The organism is Streptomyces sp. NPDC003393, assembly GCF_053589015.1.
Genome location: NZ_JBSFRB010000021.1, coordinates 106159 through 126964, shown reverse-complemented (window position 1 = coordinate 126964; position 20806 = coordinate 106159). Strand labels below are relative to the sequence as shown.

Genomic DNA, 20806 nt, shown 5'->3' with positions numbered 1-20806 from the left:
GGAAGAAGGAGACGAGCAGTGAGCGTGACAGAGCTTCCCTTCCCCCGGCGGCCGGTGCCCACCGAACCCGCTCCGGCAGGGGCCGCCCGAGCGGCGGACGCCGCCGGCAGCCGTTGGCAGCCCCACCGCGCCGGCATCCTCAACGTCTGGCGCTACTACGACGAGACGTTCACCTTCCACCAAGGCCGCCTGCTGCTCCGCGGGCAGAACGGCTCTGGCAAGTCCAAGGCCCTGGAACTGCTGCTGCCGTTCCTCTTCGACGCCAGCCTCCGCCCCAACCGCCTCTCAACGTTCGGCGGTTCGGAACGCACCATGCACTGGAACCTGCTGGGCGAGGGCGCCTCCGGCAAGACCCGCGTCGGATACGCGTGGATGGAGTTCCGCCGCGTCGGCGACGACGGCACCGAGCGGTGGTTCGGCTGCGGGGCGCGCCTGCAGGCCAGCGTGCACACCAGCACGGTGCACGCCGACTACTTCACCACCGGCTCCAGAATCGCCCACCCTGACGGTGTGCTCCTCGTCAACGACGCGGGACAGCCACTGACCCGGGCCGCCCTCGCCGAAGCCCTGCGCGACCGAGGCGATGTCCATGCCTCGGCCAGCGACTATCGCACCGCCGTACGGCGTGAACTCTTCGCGGGGATGGGGGAGCAACGCTACGAGTCGCTGCTGTCCGCGCTGCTCCAGCTGCGTCAGCCCAAACTGTCGGAGCGGCTCGACCCGTCCCTGCTCTCCACCCTGCTCTCCCGCGCCCTGCCCCCGCTGGGCGATGCGGAGATCGCCGAACTCGCCGAGGGCTTCGAGCGGCTCGACCGGCAGCGCGAACACCTCAAGCGGCTGGACGACGAGGTGACGGCCGCCGAGACCGTCTCGTCCCGGCAGCGTGCCTACGCGCGGCGGGTCCTGCGCGCGGGTTCCGCCGCGCTCATCTCGGCCACGACCGAACTGGACAACCTCACCCGCGTCGCCCGCCAGAGCGCCGAGGAACTCGAACAGGCGCTGGCGGAACGCCGGTCGACCCAGGCCCGGCGCGAGGAACTGGAGTTGCGCGCGCACGCGCTGGACGAGACCGTCGAGGGCCTGCGCGAGAGCGACGCGTACCGGCAGGGCGAGGAACTCGACCGGCTCCGCCGCCGCGCCGAAGACGTGGCAGCCGCCGCCGGGAGGCAGCGATCCGCCGCGCAGGCCGCTCAGGCCCGGTCGGAGGAGGACCAGCGGCACACCGAGGAGGCGGCGGACCAGGCCCGCACCCTGGGCGAGCACGCGCGCGAAGCCGCCGGGGAAGCACACCGGGCGGCTCGGGCAGCAGGGCTGGAGTCCATCCACCACGAGGTGAGGACGGTCCTCGACGCGGCGGAGCCCGCGGTGGCCCTCCCCCGCACCCCGGGACGCGACCAGGGCGGCGTCCCGCGCACAACGGCCGGGAACGGAGCGCGACAGGCCCGTCGACTGGTGCGCGGTGCGGACACCGCCCGACGGCAACAGGTCACCCTCGTCACCGAGGCGATCGACGGCCACGATCGCGCCGTACGCGACCGCGGCGCCGCCGAGGAACTGCTGGAGGAGGCCCGCACCCGTCTCGCGGAGGCGATCGCCCGGCGGGACGAGGCGTCCGCCGCCTGGGACGACGCCCTCGCCGCACAGGTGGAACGCCTGCTCGCCTGGGCCCATGACTGTACGGAACTGCGCATCACCGACCTCGACCGACTCGCTGCCGCAGCAGCGGCGGAGGCCGCGGTGACGGCCCTGACCGATGCCGCCGCACGCCCACTGGAACAGGAGATCGCCACGGCGGAGGCCACCACCCGGGCCGCACGCCAGGGTCTGCGGGACGAGCGGAGCCGGCTGGAGGAGGAGCTACGACGGCTGAGCGGTGAAACCGACCTGCCGCCAGCGCCACCGCCCACCCGTACCGCCGTCCGTACGGCGACGGCGGGCGCCCCCCTGTGGCGATTGGTCGCTTTCAGGGAAGGGGTCCCGCTCCCCGTTCAGGCCGCGGTGGAGGCCGCACTGGAGGCGTCGGGTCTCCTGGACGCCTGGGTCAGTCCCTACGACGGAATCACGCTGCCGGGTCACGACACGCGCGCCGAGGCCGCCCTGGCCGCGACCGCCCCGGAGCCCAGCCTGCTGGAGTTGCTGAGGCCCGAGGAGGACACCCCCGTCCCGGCAGACACCGTGACCCGCATCCTCGCAGGCATCGCCTACGGCCCGACTCTGCCGGGCGGGCACCCCGCAGCCGTCTCCGCCGACGGCGCCTGGCGTCTCGCGCTCGCCACCGGCACCTGGAGCAAACCGGAGCCGGCCCACATCGGCGCCCTGGCACGCCAGCGCGCCCGGCAGCGCGTGATCGGCGAACTGACCGACCGTATCGGCGAGACGAACGCCTCCCTCGCCGTACTCGACGACCGGCTGCGCGGCCTCGCGGACCGCCGCGCCCGGCTGGACGCCGACCGCGCCGCCCGACCCGACCACCGGGAACTCGACGGCCGGCGGCGTGACCGGGACCGCGCGGAGGACACCGTGGCGGCTCGGGACGACGCCGTGCGTGACGTCGCCGGACGACTGGCGCGGTGCGAGAGGGAAGTGGCGGTCGCGCTGCGCACGCTCGACCGCCGAGCCGCCGAACACGGACTGCCCACCGACCGCGCCCGGTTGCGTACGCTCTCCGACGCCATCGACAGGTTCCGGGACACCGCCGACAGCTGGGTGGACGCCCGGCTCGCCGCGACCGCCGCCACCGACCGGGCCCGCCAGCGGGCCGCCCAGGCGGACCGATCGCGCCGGACCGCAGAGGAACGCGCCGAGGAAGCGGCCGCCACCGAAGCGGAGGCAACGGGGCTGACAGCGCGCCTGGAGGCAGTGGAAGCCACCGTCGGCGCGGACTACCGGCAGATCGTCGCACGCCTCGCCGAGGCGCGCGCCGAGCTGCGCCGCTGCCGTGAGGAGGCCGGCCGGGCCGCCGAACTCCTGCTACGCCTGGAAGGACAGGTCGGAGGACTGCGTGCCACCAGCGGCCAGGACGCCGAACGACGGGAACAGGCCCTCGCGACCAGGGACGCAGCGGCGCGCCGGTTCCAGCACCTGTCTCTGGCTGGACTGGCCGAGGACGCCGGCATCCCACCGGTACTCGACGCCGGGGGCGGCACCAAGGTCACCCTGGAGGCTGCCCGCGCCACAGCGGCGAAGTGGCCGGACCTCCCGCATGCCCCACGCAACCTGGGCGACGCCGCGACCCGCCTGTCCGAAGCAGTCCACGAGGCCCGCCAGCGCCTCGGCACCCGTGCCGACCTGGACCTGGAACCGGACGACGACATCCAGCTCTTCACCGCCACCCTGGACGGCGTACGCGTGGGGGCGACGGGTCTGCTCGGCACGCTCACCCAGGAGCGGGACCGCAGCCGGGACGACATCACGGCCGCCGAACGGCACCTGTTCGACCAGATCCTCACCGGCGACATCCGCCGCCACCTCGCGGCCCGCATCCGCCAGGCCGGCGAACTCGTCGACCGCATGAACGGGCACCTGGAGCGGGTCCGCACCGCCTCCAACGTCGCCGTCCAACTCGTCTGGGACGTCCGCCCGGACCTTCCGGACAGCACCCGCACCGCCCGTCAGCTGCTGCTCAAGGACCCCGGCCGGGTCACCGAGAGCGACCGGGAGGCGCTGCACGTCTTCTTCCGCGCCCGCATCGAGGAGGCCAAGGGCAGTGAGACGGCCGCGAGCTGGGAGGAACAGCTCGGTGAGGTGCTCGACTACACCGCCTGGCACCGCTTCACCGTCCGCCTCGACCGGGCGAACGGGACCGGCTGGCAGCCGCTGACCAAGAAGCTGCACGGCGCGCTCTCCGGCGGAGAGAAGGCCATCGCACTGCACCTGCCCCTCTTCGCCGCCGTCGCCGCCCACTACGAGGCGGTGCCCCTGGCACCCCGGCCGATTTTGCTGGACGAGGTCTTCGTCGGAGTCGACACGGTCAACCGCGGACAGGTCTTCGCGCTGCTCACCGCCCTCGACCTGGACCTCATGGTCACCTCCGACCACGAATGGTGCACCTACGGCGAACTGCCCGGCATCGCAGTCCACCAACTCCTCACCGGCGGGGACGACGACGCGGTCACCAGCGCCCGCTTCGTCTGGAACGGCGTCGACCTGGAGGTGGAGTGACCGCCACCGAAGCGACGAGCCCCACGGAACCGGCCCCGGGCGAGGCCACCCTGCGCCGCCCGGAACTCCGCCCTCTCTGGGACACGCTCCACAGCCGCCTCTCCTCCGGCCGCCCCGTCACACGGGTGCGCCTCGGACCGCTCGACGACACCCAGCGCGAGGCGCTCGCCGACCTCCTGGGCCTCGACCGTCTGCCGGACGCGCGTCCCTCCGTTCCCCTGACCCGCCTGGAGGAGGCCGTCACCGAACTCTCCGGCCGCACAGTACGAGAAATCGTCCGCGAACTGGTCGGCCCTCTCGGCGACAGAGCCGGTGAGCGGCGCCGCCAGAGGGACGAGCGAGCCGAGCTGTGGACCTGGCTGGCCGAGCACGAGACGGTCAGGGCCCAGCCGGCGCTCTCCGACTGGGCCGCCACCTGCCGGGCAGCCGGCGTGGTCGCCGGCTCGGTGGAGCACACCCGTACGCTGCTCACGGACGCGCTCGAGGTGCTCGCCGAACTGCCCGGCCAGGCAGAGCCCCTGCCCGTCTTCGCCGCCCGGGTCCTGAGCGGCCGGACGCACGCACTCGACGACGGCACCCCCCTGTCCGCACTCGTCCTGCGCGCCCTGGCGACCCTGTACGACACCGCCCCTCCGCAGTCCGCCGCGCAGCGGCGCGCCCTGTGGACCCGCGCCGGAGTCGCCGACGACGAGCTGTCCGCCACCGTCCTCGTCGGCGGTCTTCGCCCGGCCGGCGACGGACTGCTCGCCCGGGTGGCCACGGCGTGCGCGGAGGCCGGCCAGGCCGCCTGTCTGACCCTCGCCCACGTCCGGTACCCGGGCGAGTTCATCCTTGCCGAGGCTTCCGTACCCGTCGTCCACGTCGTGGAGAACCCCAGTGTCCTGGCACTGGCCCTACGCCGCTTCGGGCCCTGCTGCCCGCCGCTCGTCTGTACGTCCGGCTGGCCCAACAGCGCCGCTGTCCAGCTCCTGCGCATGCTCGCGGACCACGGCGCGGTTCTTCGCTACCACGGCGACTTCGACGGAGAAGGCGTCCGCATCGCCGCCTACGTCCTGGACAAGACGCCGGCGCGTCCCTGGCGCATGACGGCAGCGGACTATCGTGCCGCGGTCGCCCTCAACCCACGCGGTCCTCAGCCGGGACGCATCACCGAAGCGCCCTGGGATCTCGACCTGGCCGAGGCCATGGCGGAGCACGGCATCGCCGTGGTCGAGGAACTGGTGGCGGAAGTGTTGTTGAAAGATCTCGCCGGTACGGCTCAGCAGAGGCGTCGCCCTGGTCGGTCGTGACGCTCCTTTGACGCCCCAGGTGGCCGAGTGGCCATTCGGAGCGGCCGCAGACACACGCTGACCTGCAATTGTTCGTCTCGCTTTTCATGTGACGTCATTTCGATGACGCATCACGTGGAGTGCGTGGCGATTCTGGAGCCTGTCGAAAAGGGTCGCTGACCTGTGGGTCGCGAGTCCGGGTGGCTACCTCGTCGGCCCTGCCTCTCCCCATCAAGGTCGGCGGGAAGTGTGCGGTCGAGGCGAGGACGGCGTCGATGGCGTATTCGGGACCGTGGAGCCCGGTGTCGGCGAGGAATATGGCGGCGGGCCGGGCGAGCGGCTCGATCACCGGAGAACTACAGCCAGGCACAGGCAGGCGGACCGGCCGGTTCTACGGGGCGTGAGCCTGTCGAAATCGGGTCATTGTCGTCCGGGCTCCTAGGCAACTACCGGGCGCACCAGGGCTGATGGTGATACAAGAGCTGGTGATCAGGTCGGTGGCCGCGCGGGTACGGTGGAGCGGTCTGCCGGACGAACTTGGGGGAATTCATGACGTTCGAGCAAGAATGGGCCGAGCTGCGCGCGGCGGCGGCCGAACGGGCCGCCCTGCGGATCGACAGCGTTCCGGCCGACGGCGGCGGAGGTGGTGGCGTCGGGGACCTGGTGGTCCATCGGGACGACCTCGGCGCCATCGGCAGTGACGCGTACGACCTGCTGGGCCGGCTGGGGAAGGAGGGCGACATCGCCCGTGCCTCCACGTTCGACGCGGCGACGGCGCTGACCAACGGGAACTTCGTGAGCGGTTCGGCCGTGCTGAAGGTGCACGACTTCTGGCAGACGCACCTGGAGACACTGCTGGACGCCTGCGCGCAGATCTCGAACCACCTCGATTACAGCAAGGCCCGGCACGCCAAGGACGAGGCGAAGATCGCAGGAGACCTGACGCGGATCTCCGTGCTCACGGAATACATGAAGTAGGGCTCGGGGGAGCGTGCGACATGCTGAAGTACGAGGACATCATCGACGCCCCGGTGACGAAGCTGAAGGCCGCCGTCGACGACTGGGCGGAGATGGCCGGGAAGCTGGACAAGCTCGCCACCGACGCCGCCGACGGGATGAAGGCGAAGGCGGACAGAGCGGCCTGGGAGGGCGTCAACGCAGGGGTCACCAGGGCGTTCATCGACAAGACGGCCAAAGAGTTCGCGGACGCCGCGGCCGAGGCCAAGGGCGTGAAGCTGATCCTGGAAGAGGGTTACACGGCCATCAAGAAGGCCAAGGACGACCTGGTCGGCATCCGGGACCACGAGGGGCCCGCGGCCGGCATCCACGTGGACGGCAAGGGCAAGGTCACGGCGCGGAACCCGTTGTCCGAGATCCCCGCGGCGCGGCACGACCCCGACTACGGCGAACTCCTGCGGCAGGAGAGGCGGAACATCGAGTCGTGGCAGAAGAGGATCGACCTCATCGTCGACAACTGCAACGACACCGATCTCACCCTGAAGAACACCCTCGAGGCCAACGTCACCGACCGCAAGGACTTCAGCGCTCCGACGTACACGAAGCTGGACCAGGAGGAAGCCGCCCGCGCCGCCGCTCTGGCGGCCAAGGGCCGTGACCTCACACACGCCGAATTGCAGCAGCTCAACGAGTTGCTGCGGGACAACAGTTCGTCGGCGGAGTTCTCCAAGGACTTCTACGAGAAGCTCGGCCCCGAGAAGTCGCTCGCGTTCTTCGGCCGGCTCTCCACGGACACGTACGAGTACGGCAAGGTCGACCCCGAGCGCCTGAAGGATGTCCAGGAGCTGCAGAAGAACCTCGGACTCAACCTGGCCACCGCCTCCCACGACAAGGAATTCACCGACAAGTGGGGTCCGGAGCTGCGCAAGTTGGGGACGGAACGCATTCCGCTGGCCAAGAACGACTACGGCGGGCCGTTCGGATACCAGCTGCTCGGCGGGATCATGCGGTACGGGAACTACGACGCGAAGTTCCTCAACCCGATCGCCGAACACGTCGCGCAGCTGCACGCCAAGGACCCGGACATGTTCGCCGACAGCAAGGTGGTGAACACTTCCTTCAAGAACCCGTTCAACCCCTCCGGCGTGAACGGACCCGGCTACGACCCGGCCACCGCCATGCTGGAGGCGCTCGGCAACAGTCCGGACGCGGCGAAGAAGTTCTTCACCGACCCCCCGACCGCGTACAACGAGGACGGCACGGTCAACCGCGGCGGCACGGTCAACCTCGGCACGAACAAGGACGGCGAGGCGATGGACAATTACCTCGACTTCTTCGGTGACGAGAAGTGGGAGTCCTTTCCCGACGTCAACTCGCTCGATCAGAAGGAGAACAAGGCGTCGCTCGACTACATGCCCGACGCCCTCGGCCACGCCCTGGAGGCAGCGACCCTCGGCTACCCGGCCGGGGACCCGGACCCCCATGTGGTGCGGGACGAGGACAATGCCGCGGTCATGCAGAAGGTCATGGAGAAGTGCAGCGCGGACCCGGAGCTGCTCAAGAAGCACCACGAAGCGATGGCCGACAGCCTGGGCGTCATGGGCGCCGGGTACATCGACGACATCAACTGGGCGCTGGACAAGAACGATCCGAACAGCGTGTTCGCGCCGGGCAGGAATCCGGACGGGCACCTCGACTTCGCGGACACCGCGGACGGGAACGGGCGGAGCGTCGTCCGGGGCTTCCTGAGCACCCTGGGTCAGCACCCGGACGCCTACGCGACGGTCTCGACGGCGGAGCAGGCCTACACCCGTAGCGCGCTGGAAGAGGCAGTGGACCCCGACGGAAAGATTCATGAGGGCGCTGCCAGGGCGACCGTGCGCGTGGGCGCCGAGGTACAGGGCATGCTCGACCAGTCCCGGGCCGACCAGGTGGAGGCGACGAACCTCAAGACCCACGAGGACTACGAGAAGGCGGTCGCCAAGCGGTCGGGCTGGGTCGAGTTCGGGGCCACGGCGGGGGTGGCGGCGGGCGTCGCCTTCCTGCCGGCGACCGCGGCGGTGGGCACGGCCGCGGTACTCATCCCGCTGGCGACCGACACTGCCAGTGGTGCTGTCGAACAGGTATTCAGCCAGACGGTCGGCACCATCTCCGACAACTCGGTGGATGAGCACAAGGAGAAGGTCGAGGACCTCAACGCGAAGGAGAGGATCAAGATCTACTCTGCGGGTGAGCGCATGGCCGAGTCTCCGATGGAGGATTTCCTGACGCGGCACGGTGTGGGCAAGGACAGCGTGTTCAGGGAGGACCTGCACGAATCGATGCTGATCGGCTACGGGGTCGGCAACGACCGGGAGAACCAGCAGGGCAATGACCCGGAGACCGGCTGAGGCCGGCGGACGGCCGAGGAGACATGAGGATGCGGACAGTGATCAAGCGCGGGCCGGTACGCGGGGGGCTTCTCTCCGTGGCCGTGGCCGGCTCGTTGTTTCTCGGAGCCACCGGTTGCGGGGGGGACAAGGACGACGACGGGCTCCCCGAGGACTACAAGGTCGTCGCAGGGACGCGACTCTGCGGCGGCCACGCCATGTCCGCCGACGCGTCCAGGGCACTGAAAGTGATCACGGGGTCGTCGCGGTTCGAGGCGTCCTCGAAGGAGTACACCGTCGCTCGGACGGCGGCGGACATCGTCGAGGCATTCCCGGGCCCCACCGTGACCATGGACGCCTGCCAGGTTTTCACCCCCCTCAAGACGCCGCGATTCCAGCTCAGAATCACCTGGAACCTGGAGGAGGGCGCCCCGACGGGCGCCTCGGCCCCCATCTTCACCAGGCTGAGGATGGGGGAGCGGACCGTGGCGGCGGCGGACAAGGCATTCATCTTTTTTGCGTGCCGGAGTGAAAAATTGGGCGGCTCGTCGGAAGCGGCCCACATCGTCATCGGCGTCGAGCGCTGGGGCTGGCCGAAGGAACCCGAGGGTGACATCAAGGCGTTGAAGAACGCCTACGCGACCGTGGCCCACTCCTATGCGCTGGCCGTGGCCAAGGAACTGCGCTGTGAGAAGAACGGCGGGCTCCCCGCGAAGCCCGTGCTCACTCCGGCGTAACCGCTGACGCATGCGGAAACGAGCATGATCAGGAGGCCCTTCCTCTGTCCGGAGGAGGGGCCGCCTGCCGCATGCGGTGTGCCGCGGACGCGCGGTGCACGGGCCTCGTCTCCAGGGGCGTGGACCTCGCGCGCCCACGACTCCGACCCGGTCCGGCTCGCCGGGCGCGCCGTGCGGCGGGGGAGGGACGCGCTGAGGCGGGTCACCCGCACCCCGGCCCGTGGTCGCGGCCAAGGACAAGCGGCGTATGAGTTCCGTCAAGAAGCTCCGGGATGCCGTAAGGGAGCCGTCAACGGACGGTGCGATCCGGCCGTCGAGGAGTTTTCCTCTACTGGTCCGTTCCCTTCCGTCCTGACTTCAGGAGTGCGCGATGGCCGATCTGGCCTTCGTCGTCACCACGCTCGTGTGTTTCGCGCTGGTGGCCGTCATCGCCAAGGGGGTGACGAAGCTGTGACCGCCGAGAACGTCGTCGGCCTGGTTGTGGCCGTCTCCCTGCTGGGCTATCTCATCCTCGCCCTGATCTTCCCGGAGAGGTTCTGAGCCACAGCATGGGTCCCGTCACCGCCGGGGTGCTCCAGTTGTTCGCGCTGACAGGCGCACTGGCCCTCGCCTACATCCCCCTCGGCACCTACATGGCCAGGGTCTACTCCTCCGAGAAGCACCTTCGGGTCGAGAAGTGGATCTACAGATGCATCGGCGCCGACCCCGACACCGAGATGCGCTGGCCCGCGTACGTGCGCGGGCTCCTGGCCTTCTCGGTGACCGGCGTCCTCTTCCTCTACGGCCTGCAGCGGCTCCAGGGCGTCCTGCCCGGCTCGCTGGGCTTCGCCTCGATCGACCCGGACCAGGCGTTCAACACGGCCGTCTCCTTCGTGACGAACACGAACTGGCAGTCGTACTACGGCGAGCAGGCCATGGGCCACGTCGTGCAGACCGCCGGTCTGGCCGTGCAGAACTTCGTCTCCGCCGCCGTCGGCATGGCCGTCGCGGTGGCCCTGGTGCGCGGGTTCGCACGGTCCCGCTCCGGTGAGCTGGGCAACTTCTGGTCGGACCTGGTGCGCGGTGTCGTGCGCGTCCTGGTGCCGCTCGCGTGCCTGGCAGCGATCGTGCTGGTCGCCTGCGGCGCGCTGCAGAACTTCTCCGGCATCCACGAGGTCGGCCAGTTCATGGGCGGCACGCAGCAGTGGAACGGCGGCGCGGTCGCCTCGCAGGAGGCCATCAAGGAGCTGGGCACCAACGGCGGCGGCTACTTCAACGCCAACTCCGCCCACCCCTTCGAGAACCCCACCCCGTTCTCCAACCTCTTCGAGATCTTCCTGATCCTGGTCATCCCGTTCTCCCTGACCCGCACCTTCGGCGTCATGGTGGGCTCGGTGAGGCAGGGCTACGCGATCCTCGCCACGATGGGCACCATCTGGGCCGGTTTCGTCTCGCTGATGATGTGGACCGAGTTCTCCCACCACGGGCCGGCCTTCGAACTGGCCAACGGGGCGATGGAGGGCAAGGAGGTCCGCTTCGGCGTGGGGGCCTCGGCGATCTTCGCGACCTCGACGACGCTCACCTCCACCGGCGCGGTGGACTCCGCCCACTCCTCCCTCACCGGCCTGGGCGGCGGCATCGCCATGCTCGGCATGATGCTGGGCGAGATCGCGCCCGGCGGTGTGGGGTCCGGCCTGTACGGCATGCTGATCATGGCGGTCATCGCGGTGTTCATCGCCGGTCTGATGGTCGGCCGGACCCCGGAGTACCTGGGCAAGAAGATCGGTGCCCGCGAGATCAAGCTGGCGGCCTGCTACCTCCTGGTGACCCCGGCGCTCGTGCTGGTTTTCACCACCGTCGCGATGGCCCTGCCCACCCCGGCGAACTCCATGACCAACAGCGGTGCGCACGGGTTCTCCGAGATTCTGTACGCCTACACATCCGCCTCGAACAACAACGGATCGGCCTTCGCCGGCCTGAACGCGGACACCCAGTGGTTCAACACCACGCTCGGCATCGCGATGCTGCTCGGCCGCTTCCTGCCGATGGTGTTCGTGCTGGTCCTCGGCGGTTCGCTGGCCGGGCAGACGCCGGTGCCGGTCACCGCGGGCACCCTGCGCACCGGGAAGCCGCTGTTCACCGGGCTCCTGGTGGGCACCACCCTGATCATCACCGGTCTCACGTACTTCCCGGCCCTTGCCCTGGGGCCGCTCGCCGAAGGACTGGCGTGATGACCACCCGCACAGACAAGTCAGAGGACTCCATGTCCACTTCCACCCTGGCGCCCCACCAGGACGCGCCGACCGGCAACCAGGCCGTCGAAGGCCGTGTCCGCGGGGGCCTGTTCGACCCCGGGCAGTTGGTCACGTCCTTGCCGGACGCGTTCCGCAAGCTCGACCCGCGGGTGATGGTCAAGTCTCCCGTGATGTTCGTGGTCCTCGTCGGGTCGGTCCTGACGACGGTCTTCTCCTTCCAGCACCCGGGCGACTGGTTCGGCTGGACGATCAGCGCCTGGCTGTGGCTGACCGTGGTCTTCGCGAACCTCGCGGAGGCCGTCGCCGAGGGCCGCGGCAAGGCGCAGGCCGACACACTGCGCAAGGCGAAGACCGACACGATCGCGCGCCGGCTCCTCCTGGACGGCACCGAGGAGCGGGTGCCCGGCACCGGGCTGAAGGTCGGCGATCTGGTCGTCTGCGAGGCGGGGGACGTCATCCCCGGCGACGGTGACGTGGTCGAGGGCGTCGCGTCCGTCGACGAGTCGGCGATCACCGGCGAGTCGGCGCCCGTCATCCGCGAGTCGGGCGGTGACCGCTCGGCCGTGACCGGCGGCACCAAGGTCCTCTCCGACCGCATCGTCATCAGGATCACGACAGAGCCGGGCAAGACCTTCATCGACCGGATGATCAACCTGGTGGAGGGCGCGGCCCGGCAGAAGACGCCCAACGAGATCGCGCTGAACATCCTGCTCGCCTCGCTGACGATCGTTTTTCTGCTGGCGGTGGCGACCCTGCCGCCGTTCGCGGACTACGCGGGCTCCCACCTGTCGATGGTGGTACTGGTCGCCCTGCTGGTCTGCCTGATCCCGACCACGATCGGCGCACTGCTCTCCGCGATCGGCATCGCGGGTATGGACCGCCTGGTCCAGCGCAACGTCCTGGCGATGTCGGGCCGCGCGGTCGAGGCCGCCGGTGACGTCTCCACGCTGCTGCTCGACAAGACGGGCACCATCACGCTCGGCAACCGGCAGGCGGCGGAGTTCGTGCCGGTGCGCGGGACGACGCAGGCCGAGGTTGCCGACGCCGCCCAGCTCTCCTCCCTGGCCGACGAGACGCCCGAGGGTCGCTCCATCGTCGTACTCGCCAAGCAGAAGTTCGGGCTGCGCGAGCGTTCCGAGGGAGAGCTGGTGGGCGTCGAGTGGATCGAGTTCACCGCCCGGACCCGCATGTCCGGTGTGAACGTGGACGGCAGGAAGATCCGCAAGGGCGCGGCCCGTTCGGTCGTCGCCTGGGTCGAAGAGCGCGGTGGCCGGGTCGCCGAGGACACAGGCGGCATCGCCGACCGGATCTCCGAAGCGGGCGGTACGCCGCTGCTGGTCGCGGTCCAGGACGCCGACGGAGCCCGGATCCTGGGGGCCGTCCACCTCAAGGACGTCGTCAAGGAGGGCATGCGGGAGCGGTTCGAGGAGCTGCGCCGCATGGGCATCAAGACGATCATGATCACGGGTGACAACCCGCTGACCGCCAAGGCGATCGCCGAGGAGGCGGGCGTCGACGACTTCCTCGCCGAGGCCACCCCCGAGGACAAAATGGCCCTGATCAAGCGGGAACAGGCCGGCGGCAAGCTCGTCGCCATGACCGGTGACGGCACCAACGACGCCCCGGCGCTGGCCCAGGCGGACGTGGGTGTGGCGATGAACACGGGCACGTCGGCCGCCAAGGAGGCCGGCAACATGGTCGACCTCGACTCCGACCCGACGAAGCTGATCGAGATCGTCGAGATCGGCAAGCAGCTCCTGATCACCCGGGGCGCGCTCACGACCTTCTCCCTCGCCAACGACGTCGCGAAGTACTTCGCGATCATCCCGGCGCTGTTCGCGGCCGTCTACCCGGGCCTGGGCAAGCTCGACATCATGGGTCTGTCCTCGCCGGACTCCGCGATCCTGTCCGCGGTGATCTTCAACGCGCTGATCATCATCGCACTGGTGCCGCTCTCCCTGAGAGGCGTGCGGTACCGGCCGGGCGGTGCCGACCGGATGCTGCGACGCAACCTCACCGTCTACGGCCTCGGCGGTCTGGTCGCCCCCTTCGTCGGCATCAAGATCATCGACCTGTTCCTCTCCCTCATCACCGGAATCGGGTGACCGCAATGGACAACTCAGTGACCACCACCGCCCGGTTGCTCGGGGCGGGCCTGCGCGCCCTCCTCGTGCTGACCCTGGTGACGGGCGTCGTCTACCCGCTCGCGGTCACCGGCATGGCCCAAGGGCTGTTCCACGACACGGCGAACGGCTCCGAGATCACGGCGGACGGCAAGGTCGTCGGCTCGTCCCTCATCGGGCAGTCCTACGATCTCCCGCTCAAGAAAGGGCAGAAGACCCCCGAGCCCGACCTGAAGTGGTTCCAGGGCCGCCCGCGGAACGGCCTCGGCACCAACACCGTCAACACCCAGTACTCGATCATCCTGTCCGGCGCGACCAACCGGTCGGGCGACAACGCCGAACTGGTCCAGTGGGTGAAGGACGCCAAGGCGGCCGCCGTCAAGGACAACTCCGTCCCCGGCCACCCGGTCGAGCCGTCCGAGGTGCCCGCCGACGCGGTCACCTCCTCCGGCTCCGGCCTCGACCCGGACATATCCCCTGGCTACGCCAAGATCCAGATGCGCCGGGTCGCCGAGAAGAACGGCCTGCCCGTCGCCGAGGTGCGCAAGCTCGTCGACGAGCACACCGAGGGCCGTACCCTCGGCTTCATAGGTGAGCCCCGGGTGAATGTGCTGGAGCTCAACATCGCGCTCAAGGAACTCATGGCGAAGAGCTGATGGCGTCGAACGTTCCCGGCGGGAGCCGGCGGCCGGCGGGAGTGCCCGGGTCCGTCGGCTCCCGCCGCCGTGACGTCGGTGGCTCGACTGCCGACGCCCAGGGCCCGGCCTACGACAGGAGAGGCGACCCACCCATGACCCGGGTGCTCGTGGTCGAGGACAACCCGCAGCTCGTGCGCGCCCTCGTGATCAACTTGCAGGCACGTCACTACGGCGTGGACGCCGCCCCCGACGGGGCCACGGCCCTGCGGCTCGCGGCCGCGCGTCAGCCCGACGTCGTGCTGCTCGACCTCGGCCTGCCCGACATGGACGGTGTCGAGGTCATCAAGGGCCTGCGGGGCTGGACTCGGGCGCCGATCCTGGTTCTGTCCGCCCGGCAGTCGTCCGGGGAGAAGGTGTCCGCGCTCGACGCCGGCGCGGACGACTACATCACGAAGCCGTTCAGCATGGACGAGCTGCTGGCCCGGCTGCGTGCCGCCGTACGCCGCACCGAGGACCTTCCGCTCACCCCCGGGACGACTCTGGTCGAGACGGACGGCTTCACCATCGACCTCGTGGCCAAGAAGCTCGTCCGGGGCGGGCAGGACGTCCGGCTCACGCCCACCGAGTGGCATCTGCTGGAGATCCTGGTCACCCATCCGGGCCAGCTCGTCACCCAGAAACACCTCCTCCAGGAGGTCTGGGGCGTTTCCCAGCGCAGCAAGACCAACTACCTGCGTGTCTACATGGCCCAACTGCGCCGCAAACTGGAGAACGACCCCTCCCAGCCCCGATATCTGATCACCGAGCCTGGCATGGGCTACCGCTTCGAAGCCTGACCGAGGAACGACATGGCACGTGGCAAGCTCCGGATCTTCCTCGGCGCGGCCCCTGGCGTCGGCAAGACGTACGCGATGCTCTCGGAGGCACATCGCCGTGTCGAACGCGGCACCGACTGCGTGGTCGCCGTCGTCGAACACCACGACCGGCCCCGCACCGAGGTGTTGCTGCACGGCCTGGAACAGGTGCCCCGCCGGCGGATCGAGTACCGGGACGCGATCTTCCCCGAGATGGACGTGGACGCCGTCCTGCGCCGGGCCCCCGCGGTCGCCCTGGTCGACGAGCTCGCGCACACCAACGTCCCGGGCTCCCGCAACGCCAAGCGGTGGCAGGACGTGGAAGAACTGCTCGCCGCGGGCATCGACGTGACCTCCACGGTGAACATCCAGCACCTGGAATCCCTCGGTGACGTGGTCGAGTCGATCACCGGGGTACGGCAGCGCGAGACGGTCCCCGACGAGGTCGTACGGCGTGCCGACCAGATCGAGCTGGTCGACATGTCGCCCGAGGCGCTGCGGCGCCGGATGGCGCACGGCAACATCTACACGCCGGACAAGGTAGACGCCGCCCTGGCCAACTACTTCCGCCCCGGGAACCTGACCGCCCTGCGCGAACTGGCACTGCTGTGGGTGGCCGACCGGGTCGACGCGTATCTGAACGAGTACCGCAGCGAGCACCGGGTGTCGAAGATCTGGGGCTCACGGGAGCGGATCGTGGTGGGTCTGACCGGGGGGCCGGAGGGAGGCACCCTGATCCGGCGCGCGGCGAGGCTGGCGGAGAAGGGTGCGGGAGGCGAGGTGCTGGCCGTCTACATATCCCGCAGCGACGGCCTGACCGCCGCCTCGCCCAAGGAACTGGCCGTCCAGCGCAGCCTGGTCGAGGACCTGGGCGGCACCTTCCACCACGTCGTCGGCGACGACATACCGGCCGCCCTGCTCGACTTCGCCCGCGGGGTGAACGCCACCCAGATCGTACTCGGTGTCTCCCGGCGCAGAAGCTGGCAGTACGTCCTCGGCCCCGGCGTCGGCGCCACCGTGGCCCGCGATTCCGGTCCCGACCTCGACGTCCACCTCATCACCCACGGCGAGGCGGGCAAGGGCCGCGGTCTGCCGGTGGCCCGCGGGGCACGGCTCGGACGGTCCCGCCTGATCGCGGGGTGGCTCGTCGCTGTTCTCGGTCCCGTCCTGCTCACCGGGCTGCTGACCGGGGTCGTTCCGGATGCCGGTCTCGTCAACGACATGCTGTTGTTCCTGTCGCTGACGGTGGCGGCGGCCATGCTGGGCGGGCTCCTCCCGGCGTTGGCGTCCGCGGTGGTGGGCTCGGTGCTGCTCAACTGGTACTTCACTCCGCCCACCGACACCCTGACCGTCGCCGACGGCAAGAACATCGTCGCCATCGCGGTCTTCGTCGGGGTCGCGGTGGCCGTCGCGTCGGTGGTGGACCTCGCGGCCCGGCGCACGCACCAGGCGGCGCGGCTGCGCGCCGAGTCGGAGATCCTCTCGTTCCTCGCGGGCAATGTCCTGCGGGGCGAGACGAGTCTCGACGCCTTGCTGGAGCGGGTCCGCGAGACCTTCGGCATGGAGTCGGTGGCACTGCTGGAGCGGGAGAGCGACGTGGCGCCCTGGACCTGTGCCGGCAGCGTCGGCCCACGCCCCTGCGCGGGCCCCGACGAGGCGGACGTCGACGTCCCGGTCGGGGACCACATGGCCCTCGCCCTGTCCGGCCGGGTGCTGCCGGCCGAGGACCGCCGGGTGCTGGCCGCGTTCGCAGCGCAGGCGGCGGTGGTCGTGGACCGCCGGCGTCTTCAGCAGGAGGCGAACCAGGCCAAGGAACTCGCCGAGGGCAACCGCATCCGCACCGCCCTGCTCGCGGCCGTCAGCCACGACCTGCGCACCCCGCTCGCCGGCATCAAGGCGGCGGTCACCTCGCTGCGCTCCGATGACGTCGAGTGGTCCGAGGAGGACAGCGCGGCCCTGCTGGAGGCCATCGAGGACGGCGCCGACCGGCTCGACCAGTTGGTCGGCAATCTGCTGGACATGTCCCGCCTCCAGACCGGCACCGTCTCCCCGATCATCCGTGAGACCGATCTGGACGAGGTCATCCCGATGGCGCTCGGCGGCGTACCCGAGGACAGCGTGGATCTTGACGTTCCGGAAAGCCTGCCCATGGTCGGCGTCGACCGCGGCCTGCTGGAACGGTCGGTCGCCAACATCGTCGAGAACGCGGTGAAGTACAGCCCGCGGGGCGAGTGCGTCCTGGTCTCGGCGAGTGCCATAGCCGACCGGGTGGAGATCAGGGTCGTCGACCGCGGCCCCGGTGTCCCGGACGACGCCAAGGACCACATCTTCGAACCGTTCCAGCGCTACGGCGACGCCCCGCGCGGCGACGGCGTCGGCCTCGGTCTCGCGGTCGCCCGCGGCTTCGCCGAGGCCATCGGCGGCAGTCTGCACGCCGAGGACACACCGGGTGGGGGCCTGACGATGGTGCTCGCCGTACCGACGGCACCGCAGCGGCGACGGGAGCAGCCTCCTGCGTCTTCCGCGGTCGTGTCCGAGTGATGCGGGACTTGAGCCGGGGCGCGGGCCTCGGTCGCCGGAACGCGTCCGCCGGGGTCCCTCAACCCGCCTCGCCGAGGATCTCGTCGTTGGAGTCGAGCCTATGGCTGTCGGCGGGCGGATCGGCGAATTACGCGCTCTCGGACCCTCCTGACGGGCCGGCCAGGAGACCGAGTTCGAGCAGAGGACGCAGGACCGTCCGGCAAGGGGCCGGTGATCGCGGCCGTACGGCTGTCGGCTTAGCGGTGCGGCAGCGACCGCCGGACCTCCGCGCCGATCAGGTGTGCGGTTGCTCGCCGGCCGCGTCCGGGTCGCGCGGGCCCAGGCGTACGCAGCACTCGCCGGGCTCGGGAGCCAGGACGGCCTCCACCCCGTTGACCTCCAGGCCCTGGAGGCAGCCGGAGAGGAAGGCGTGGTTCATGCCGCACACCAGCTCCGGGGCCTTCCCGGCCAATGGATGGAAGGGGCAGTTGCGCAGCCGGAGCCGGGTCGGGGCCTCCCGGACGGGTTCATAGCCGTACTGGTCCAGCAGCCGCTCGCAGACGGTCAGACCGCGCTCGGGGCCCAGGCGGCCCGGCCGGGTCTCGTCCCGGGCCGCCTCGCCCAACCGCAGGCCACGGTCTTCGGCGGTGCGCATGGCCGCCTGCGCGGCGTTCTCGTCGGCGCCCTCGGTGAGCACGGCGTCCAGCAGCAGGTCGGCCAGGAGCTCGTGACGCCGGTCGGGGATGCTCACGGTGATCTGGGCGTCGGTGGGCTCGTACACCTTGGGCTGCCTGCCGACCTTGCGGACCCCGCCCGGTGTGCCGTAGCGGGCGCGCAGCAGGCCGGCCTCCACGAGCTTGTCGAGGTGGAAGGCGGCGAGCTTGCGGGAGATGCCGACGCTGGCGGCGGCCTCGTCGCGGGTGACGGCACGGCGGGCGCGGCGGATGAAGGTGTACATGCGCCGGCGGGAGTCCTCGCTCAGGACGCTGACGGAGTCGATGGCGCTGTCGGCCGTGTCGGCCCGCTCAGTCGGATCAGAAGCCACAGCTCCACGGTAACTCCCATCGACGCGGGCACAAGTGTTCTTCTGGCTCTCTGCCCTGCACATCTTGACGGCCCTCCGTAATAAGACCAAGATTTGTTGGTGAAATCAGTCGGAGGTTGCGATGGTCAGTGAGTCACAGCTTCAGGCGAAGCGCCCGGTCAGCGCCTCGCTCGCCGGTCCGTACGGCCACCCGTTCCACCCGATCCTGGTGACCGTGCCCATCGGCGCCTGGGTGACCAGCCTGGTGTTCGACATCGCGTCCCACGTCGTGCACCACCCGGGTTTCCTGACCCAGTCCTCGCAGTGGCTGATCGCCGTCGGCGTGATCGGCGCACTGCTGGCGGCCACGGTCGGATTCCTCGACCTGTTCGCGCTTCCGGCCGGCACCCCGGCCTTTCGCACCGCCTTGGTCCACATGACGCTCAACCTGCTGGTGACCGCCGCGTACGTCATCAACTTCCTGTGGCGTCAGGGCGACCACGCGGGCGGCGGAAGCGTCGGCACCGGCCGGCTCGTCCTGTCGGCCCTGAGCGTCGTGGCCCTCGCGATCTCGGGATTCCTGGGCGGCAAGCTCGCCTACCGCTACGGCGTGCGCGTCGCCGACGAGAACACCCAGGCCGAGGGATACACGCCCGGCCGCGGCCGGAGCGGCCCCCGCTCGGCCGGGTGACCGCGTCCCGCACCCACCATGACGGCCGGCTCCGTCCTCCGGCCGCCTCCACCACCGTCCCCCCTAGGGAGTCCCCCATGGACATCGCCGCCCTGATCACCTGGGTGATCACCGCTCTCGGCGGTTTCTACATGCTCGGCATCTGGATCCAACGCGGCGGAGTCCGACAGCAGCAGACCGGCACCAGCCGGCTGCCCGCACCCGTCGTCTTCGGCCACTTCGCCCTGGCCGCCGTCGGACTGGTCGTGTGGATCATCTACGTCGTGGCCGACCGGAGCGCCCTCGCATGGGCCTCGTTCGGCCTGCTGCTGCCGGTCGCGCTGCTCGGGTTCGTGATGCTGGCCCGCTGGATCCCCGTCCGCCGCGAGCGCGCCACGGCCGGCGCGGCAGTGGCCGCCGCGGGGCCGGGAGCCGAAGGCACCGTCCCCGCCGAGCGGCACTTCCCGGTGCCGGTCGTGCTGGCCCACGGCCTGCTCGCCGTGGTCACCCTCGTTCTGGTGCTGCTCAGCGCCCTGGGCGTCGGGGACAGCTGACATGACCGAGCAGCCCCACCACACCACCGCCGCTCTCACGGACCTCGTCGGCGAGGAAGCCGCGACACCCGCGCGGCCGGCCCTGCGAGTCGTCCACGACTCCGACGGGATCGACCTGGCCGCCGCGGAAGCCGCGGCCGGACAGTTCCTCGCCGCGCTCGGCATCTCCACCGCATCGGAGAGCCTGCGCGGCACCCCGGGGCGGATGGCCCGCGCCTACGCGGAACTCTTCACCCCGCGCCCCTTCGACCTGACCACCTTCCCCAACGACGAGGGATACGACGAACTCGTCCTGGCCCGCCGCATACCGGTCAGGTCGGTGTGCGAGCACCACCTGCTGCCCTTCGTGGGCACGGCACACGTCGGCTATCTGCCGGGAGCCCGCATCCTGGGGCTGTCCAAACTGGCGCGTGTCGTCGAGCACTTCGCCTACCGCCCGCAGGTCCAGGAACGCCTGACCAAGCAGGTCGCCGACTGGTTGCAGACACATCTGGAACCCAAGGGCGTCGGCGTGGTGATCGAGGCGGAACACTGCTGCATGACCCTGCGCGGTGTCCAGGCCACCGGGTCCAGCACCATGACCTCGACCCTCCTCGGACTGCTGCGCTCCGACGCCCGCTCCCGCGGCGAATTCCTCGCCCTTACCCAAGCGGCCTCCTGACCACGACGCTCCACCATCCCCTCGCGCTGTGGCACC

Annotated in this window: 15 protein-coding genes; 14 read left to right on the top strand and 1 reads right to left on the bottom strand. The window is 70.3% G+C overall.

Annotated elements, in window-relative coordinates; all coding sequences use genetic code 11:
* Positions 1-18 precede the first annotated feature (18 nt).
* The 11 genes from ACWDUZ_RS21350 (at position 19) to ACWDUZ_RS21300 (ending at position 17882) form a co-directional block, all read left to right on the top strand.
* Entirely contained in the window at positions 19-4161 is a 4143-nt protein-coding gene (locus ACWDUZ_RS21350; protein ID WP_451633358.1) for a TIGR02680 family protein, read from the top strand.
* Positions 4158-5450 carry a TIGR02679 family protein gene (locus ACWDUZ_RS21345; protein WP_451633357.1) on the top strand — a complete coding sequence of 431 codons (1293 nt, stop codon included), beginning with the start codon at positions 4158-4160 and terminating at the stop codon, positions 5448-5450. Before ACWDUZ_RS21350 ends, ACWDUZ_RS21345 begins: the two co-directional genes overlap by 4 nt.
* Positions 5451-5978: 528 nt before the next feature.
* Positions 5979-6407, top strand: coding sequence for a hypothetical protein (locus tag ACWDUZ_RS21340; RefSeq protein ID WP_451633356.1), 429 nt, complete (start codon positions 5979-5981; stop codon positions 6405-6407).
* 20 nt (positions 6408-6427) lie between these two features.
* The gene (locus ACWDUZ_RS21335) at positions 6428-8776 is read left to right on the top strand and encodes a hypothetical protein (protein ID WP_451633355.1); all 2349 of its coding nucleotides are present in this window, start codon (positions 6428-6430) and stop codon (positions 8774-8776) included.
* 23 nt (positions 8777-8799) lie between these two features.
* Complete coding sequence (locus tag ACWDUZ_RS21330) at positions 8800-9492, top strand: hypothetical protein (RefSeq protein WP_451633354.1); 693 nt, start codon at positions 8800-8802, stop codon at positions 9490-9492.
* Positions 9493-9942: 450 nt separating this feature from the next.
* Positions 9943-10032: a K(+)-transporting ATPase subunit F gene (kdpF, locus tag ACWDUZ_RS21325; protein WP_359630810.1), complete on the top strand. Its 90-nt coding sequence runs from the start codon at positions 9943-9945 to the stop codon at positions 10030-10032.
* A gap of 8 nt (positions 10033-10040) precedes the next feature.
* Positions 10041-11702 (top strand): potassium-transporting ATPase subunit KdpA, encoded by a 1662-nt coding sequence (gene kdpA / locus ACWDUZ_RS21320; protein ID WP_451633353.1) that lies wholly within the window; start codon positions 10041-10043, stop codon positions 11700-11702.
* Positions 11702-13831, top strand: coding sequence for a potassium-transporting ATPase subunit KdpB (gene kdpB / locus ACWDUZ_RS21315; RefSeq protein ID WP_451633352.1), 2130 nt, complete (start codon positions 11702-11704; stop codon positions 13829-13831). The genes kdpA and kdpB overlap by 1 nt, the downstream gene beginning before the upstream one ends.
* 5 nt (positions 13832-13836) lie before the next feature.
* Positions 13837-14505 (top strand): potassium-transporting ATPase subunit C, encoded by a 669-nt coding sequence (locus ACWDUZ_RS21310; protein ID WP_451633351.1) that lies wholly within the window; start codon positions 13837-13839, stop codon positions 14503-14505.
* A gap of 134 nt (positions 14506-14639) precedes the next feature.
* On the top strand, positions 14640-15323 hold the full coding sequence (locus ACWDUZ_RS21305; protein WP_451633350.1) for a response regulator: 684 nt from the start codon (positions 14640-14642) through the stop codon (positions 15321-15323).
* Positions 15324-15335: 12 nt separating this feature from the next.
* The gene (locus tag ACWDUZ_RS21300) at positions 15336-17882 is read left to right on the top strand and encodes an ATP-binding protein (protein ID WP_451633349.1); all 2547 of its coding nucleotides are present in this window, start codon (positions 15336-15338) and stop codon (positions 17880-17882) included.
* 274 nt (positions 17883-18156) lie between these two features.
* On the opposite strand, the gene ACWDUZ_RS21295 is transcribed toward ACWDUZ_RS21300, so the two are convergent.
* Positions 18157-18906, bottom strand: coding sequence for a helix-turn-helix transcriptional regulator (locus ACWDUZ_RS21295; RefSeq protein ID WP_451633348.1), 750 nt, complete (start codon positions 18904-18906; stop codon positions 18157-18159).
* Between the two features lie 121 nt (positions 18907-19027).
* Here ACWDUZ_RS21295 and ACWDUZ_RS21290 point away from each other — a divergent pair, with 121 nt between their 5' ends.
* The 3 genes from ACWDUZ_RS21290 to folE all read left to right on the top strand — a co-directional run bounded on the left by ACWDUZ_RS21290 (position 19028) and on the right by folE (position 20770).
* Positions 19028-19576, top strand: a complete 549-nt coding sequence (locus ACWDUZ_RS21290) for a DUF2231 domain-containing protein (RefSeq protein WP_451633347.1) — start codon at positions 19028-19030, stop codon at positions 19574-19576.
* A 77-nt stretch (positions 19577-19653) separates the two neighbouring features.
* Positions 19654-20109: a hypothetical protein gene (locus ACWDUZ_RS21285; protein WP_451633346.1), complete on the top strand. Its 456-nt coding sequence runs from the start codon at positions 19654-19656 to the stop codon at positions 20107-20109.
* A 1-nt stretch (position 20110) separates the two neighbouring features.
* Positions 20111-20770 (top strand): GTP cyclohydrolase I FolE, encoded by a 660-nt coding sequence (gene folE, locus ACWDUZ_RS21280; RefSeq protein ID WP_451633345.1) that lies wholly within the window; start codon positions 20111-20113, stop codon positions 20768-20770.
* Positions 20771-20806 lie beyond the last annotated feature (36 nt).

Coding starts and splice junctions, on each gene's coding strand:
- ACWDUZ_RS21330 (WP_451633354.1), top strand. CDS start 8,800: ATGAGGATGCGGACAGTGATCAAGCGCGGGCCGGTACGCGGGGGGCTT.
- ACWDUZ_RS21305 (WP_451633350.1), top strand. CDS start 14,640: ATGACCCGGGTGCTCGTGGTCGAGGACAACCCGCAGCTCGTGCGCGCC.
- kdpA (WP_451633353.1), top strand. CDS start 10,041: ATGGGTCCCGTCACCGCCGGGGTGCTCCAGTTGTTCGCGCTGACAGGC.
- ACWDUZ_RS21285 (WP_451633346.1), top strand. CDS start 19,654: ATGGACATCGCCGCCCTGATCACCTGGGTGATCACCGCTCTCGGCGGT.
- ACWDUZ_RS21300 (WP_451633349.1), top strand. CDS start 15,336: ATGGCACGTGGCAAGCTCCGGATCTTCCTCGGCGCGGCCCCTGGCGTC.
- ACWDUZ_RS21335 (WP_451633355.1), top strand. CDS start 6,428: ATGCTGAAGTACGAGGACATCATCGACGCCCCGGTGACGAAGCTGAAG.
- folE (WP_451633345.1), top strand. CDS start 20,111: ATGACCGAGCAGCCCCACCACACCACCGCCGCTCTCACGGACCTCGTC.
- ACWDUZ_RS21340 (WP_451633356.1), top strand. CDS start 5,979: ATGACGTTCGAGCAAGAATGGGCCGAGCTGCGCGCGGCGGCGGCCGAA.
- ACWDUZ_RS21290 (WP_451633347.1), top strand. CDS start 19,028: ATGGTCAGTGAGTCACAGCTTCAGGCGAAGCGCCCGGTCAGCGCCTCG.
- ACWDUZ_RS21310 (WP_451633351.1), top strand. CDS start 13,837: ATGGACAACTCAGTGACCACCACCGCCCGGTTGCTCGGGGCGGGCCTG.
- kdpB (WP_451633352.1), top strand. CDS start 11,702: ATGACCACCCGCACAGACAAGTCAGAGGACTCCATGTCCACTTCCACC.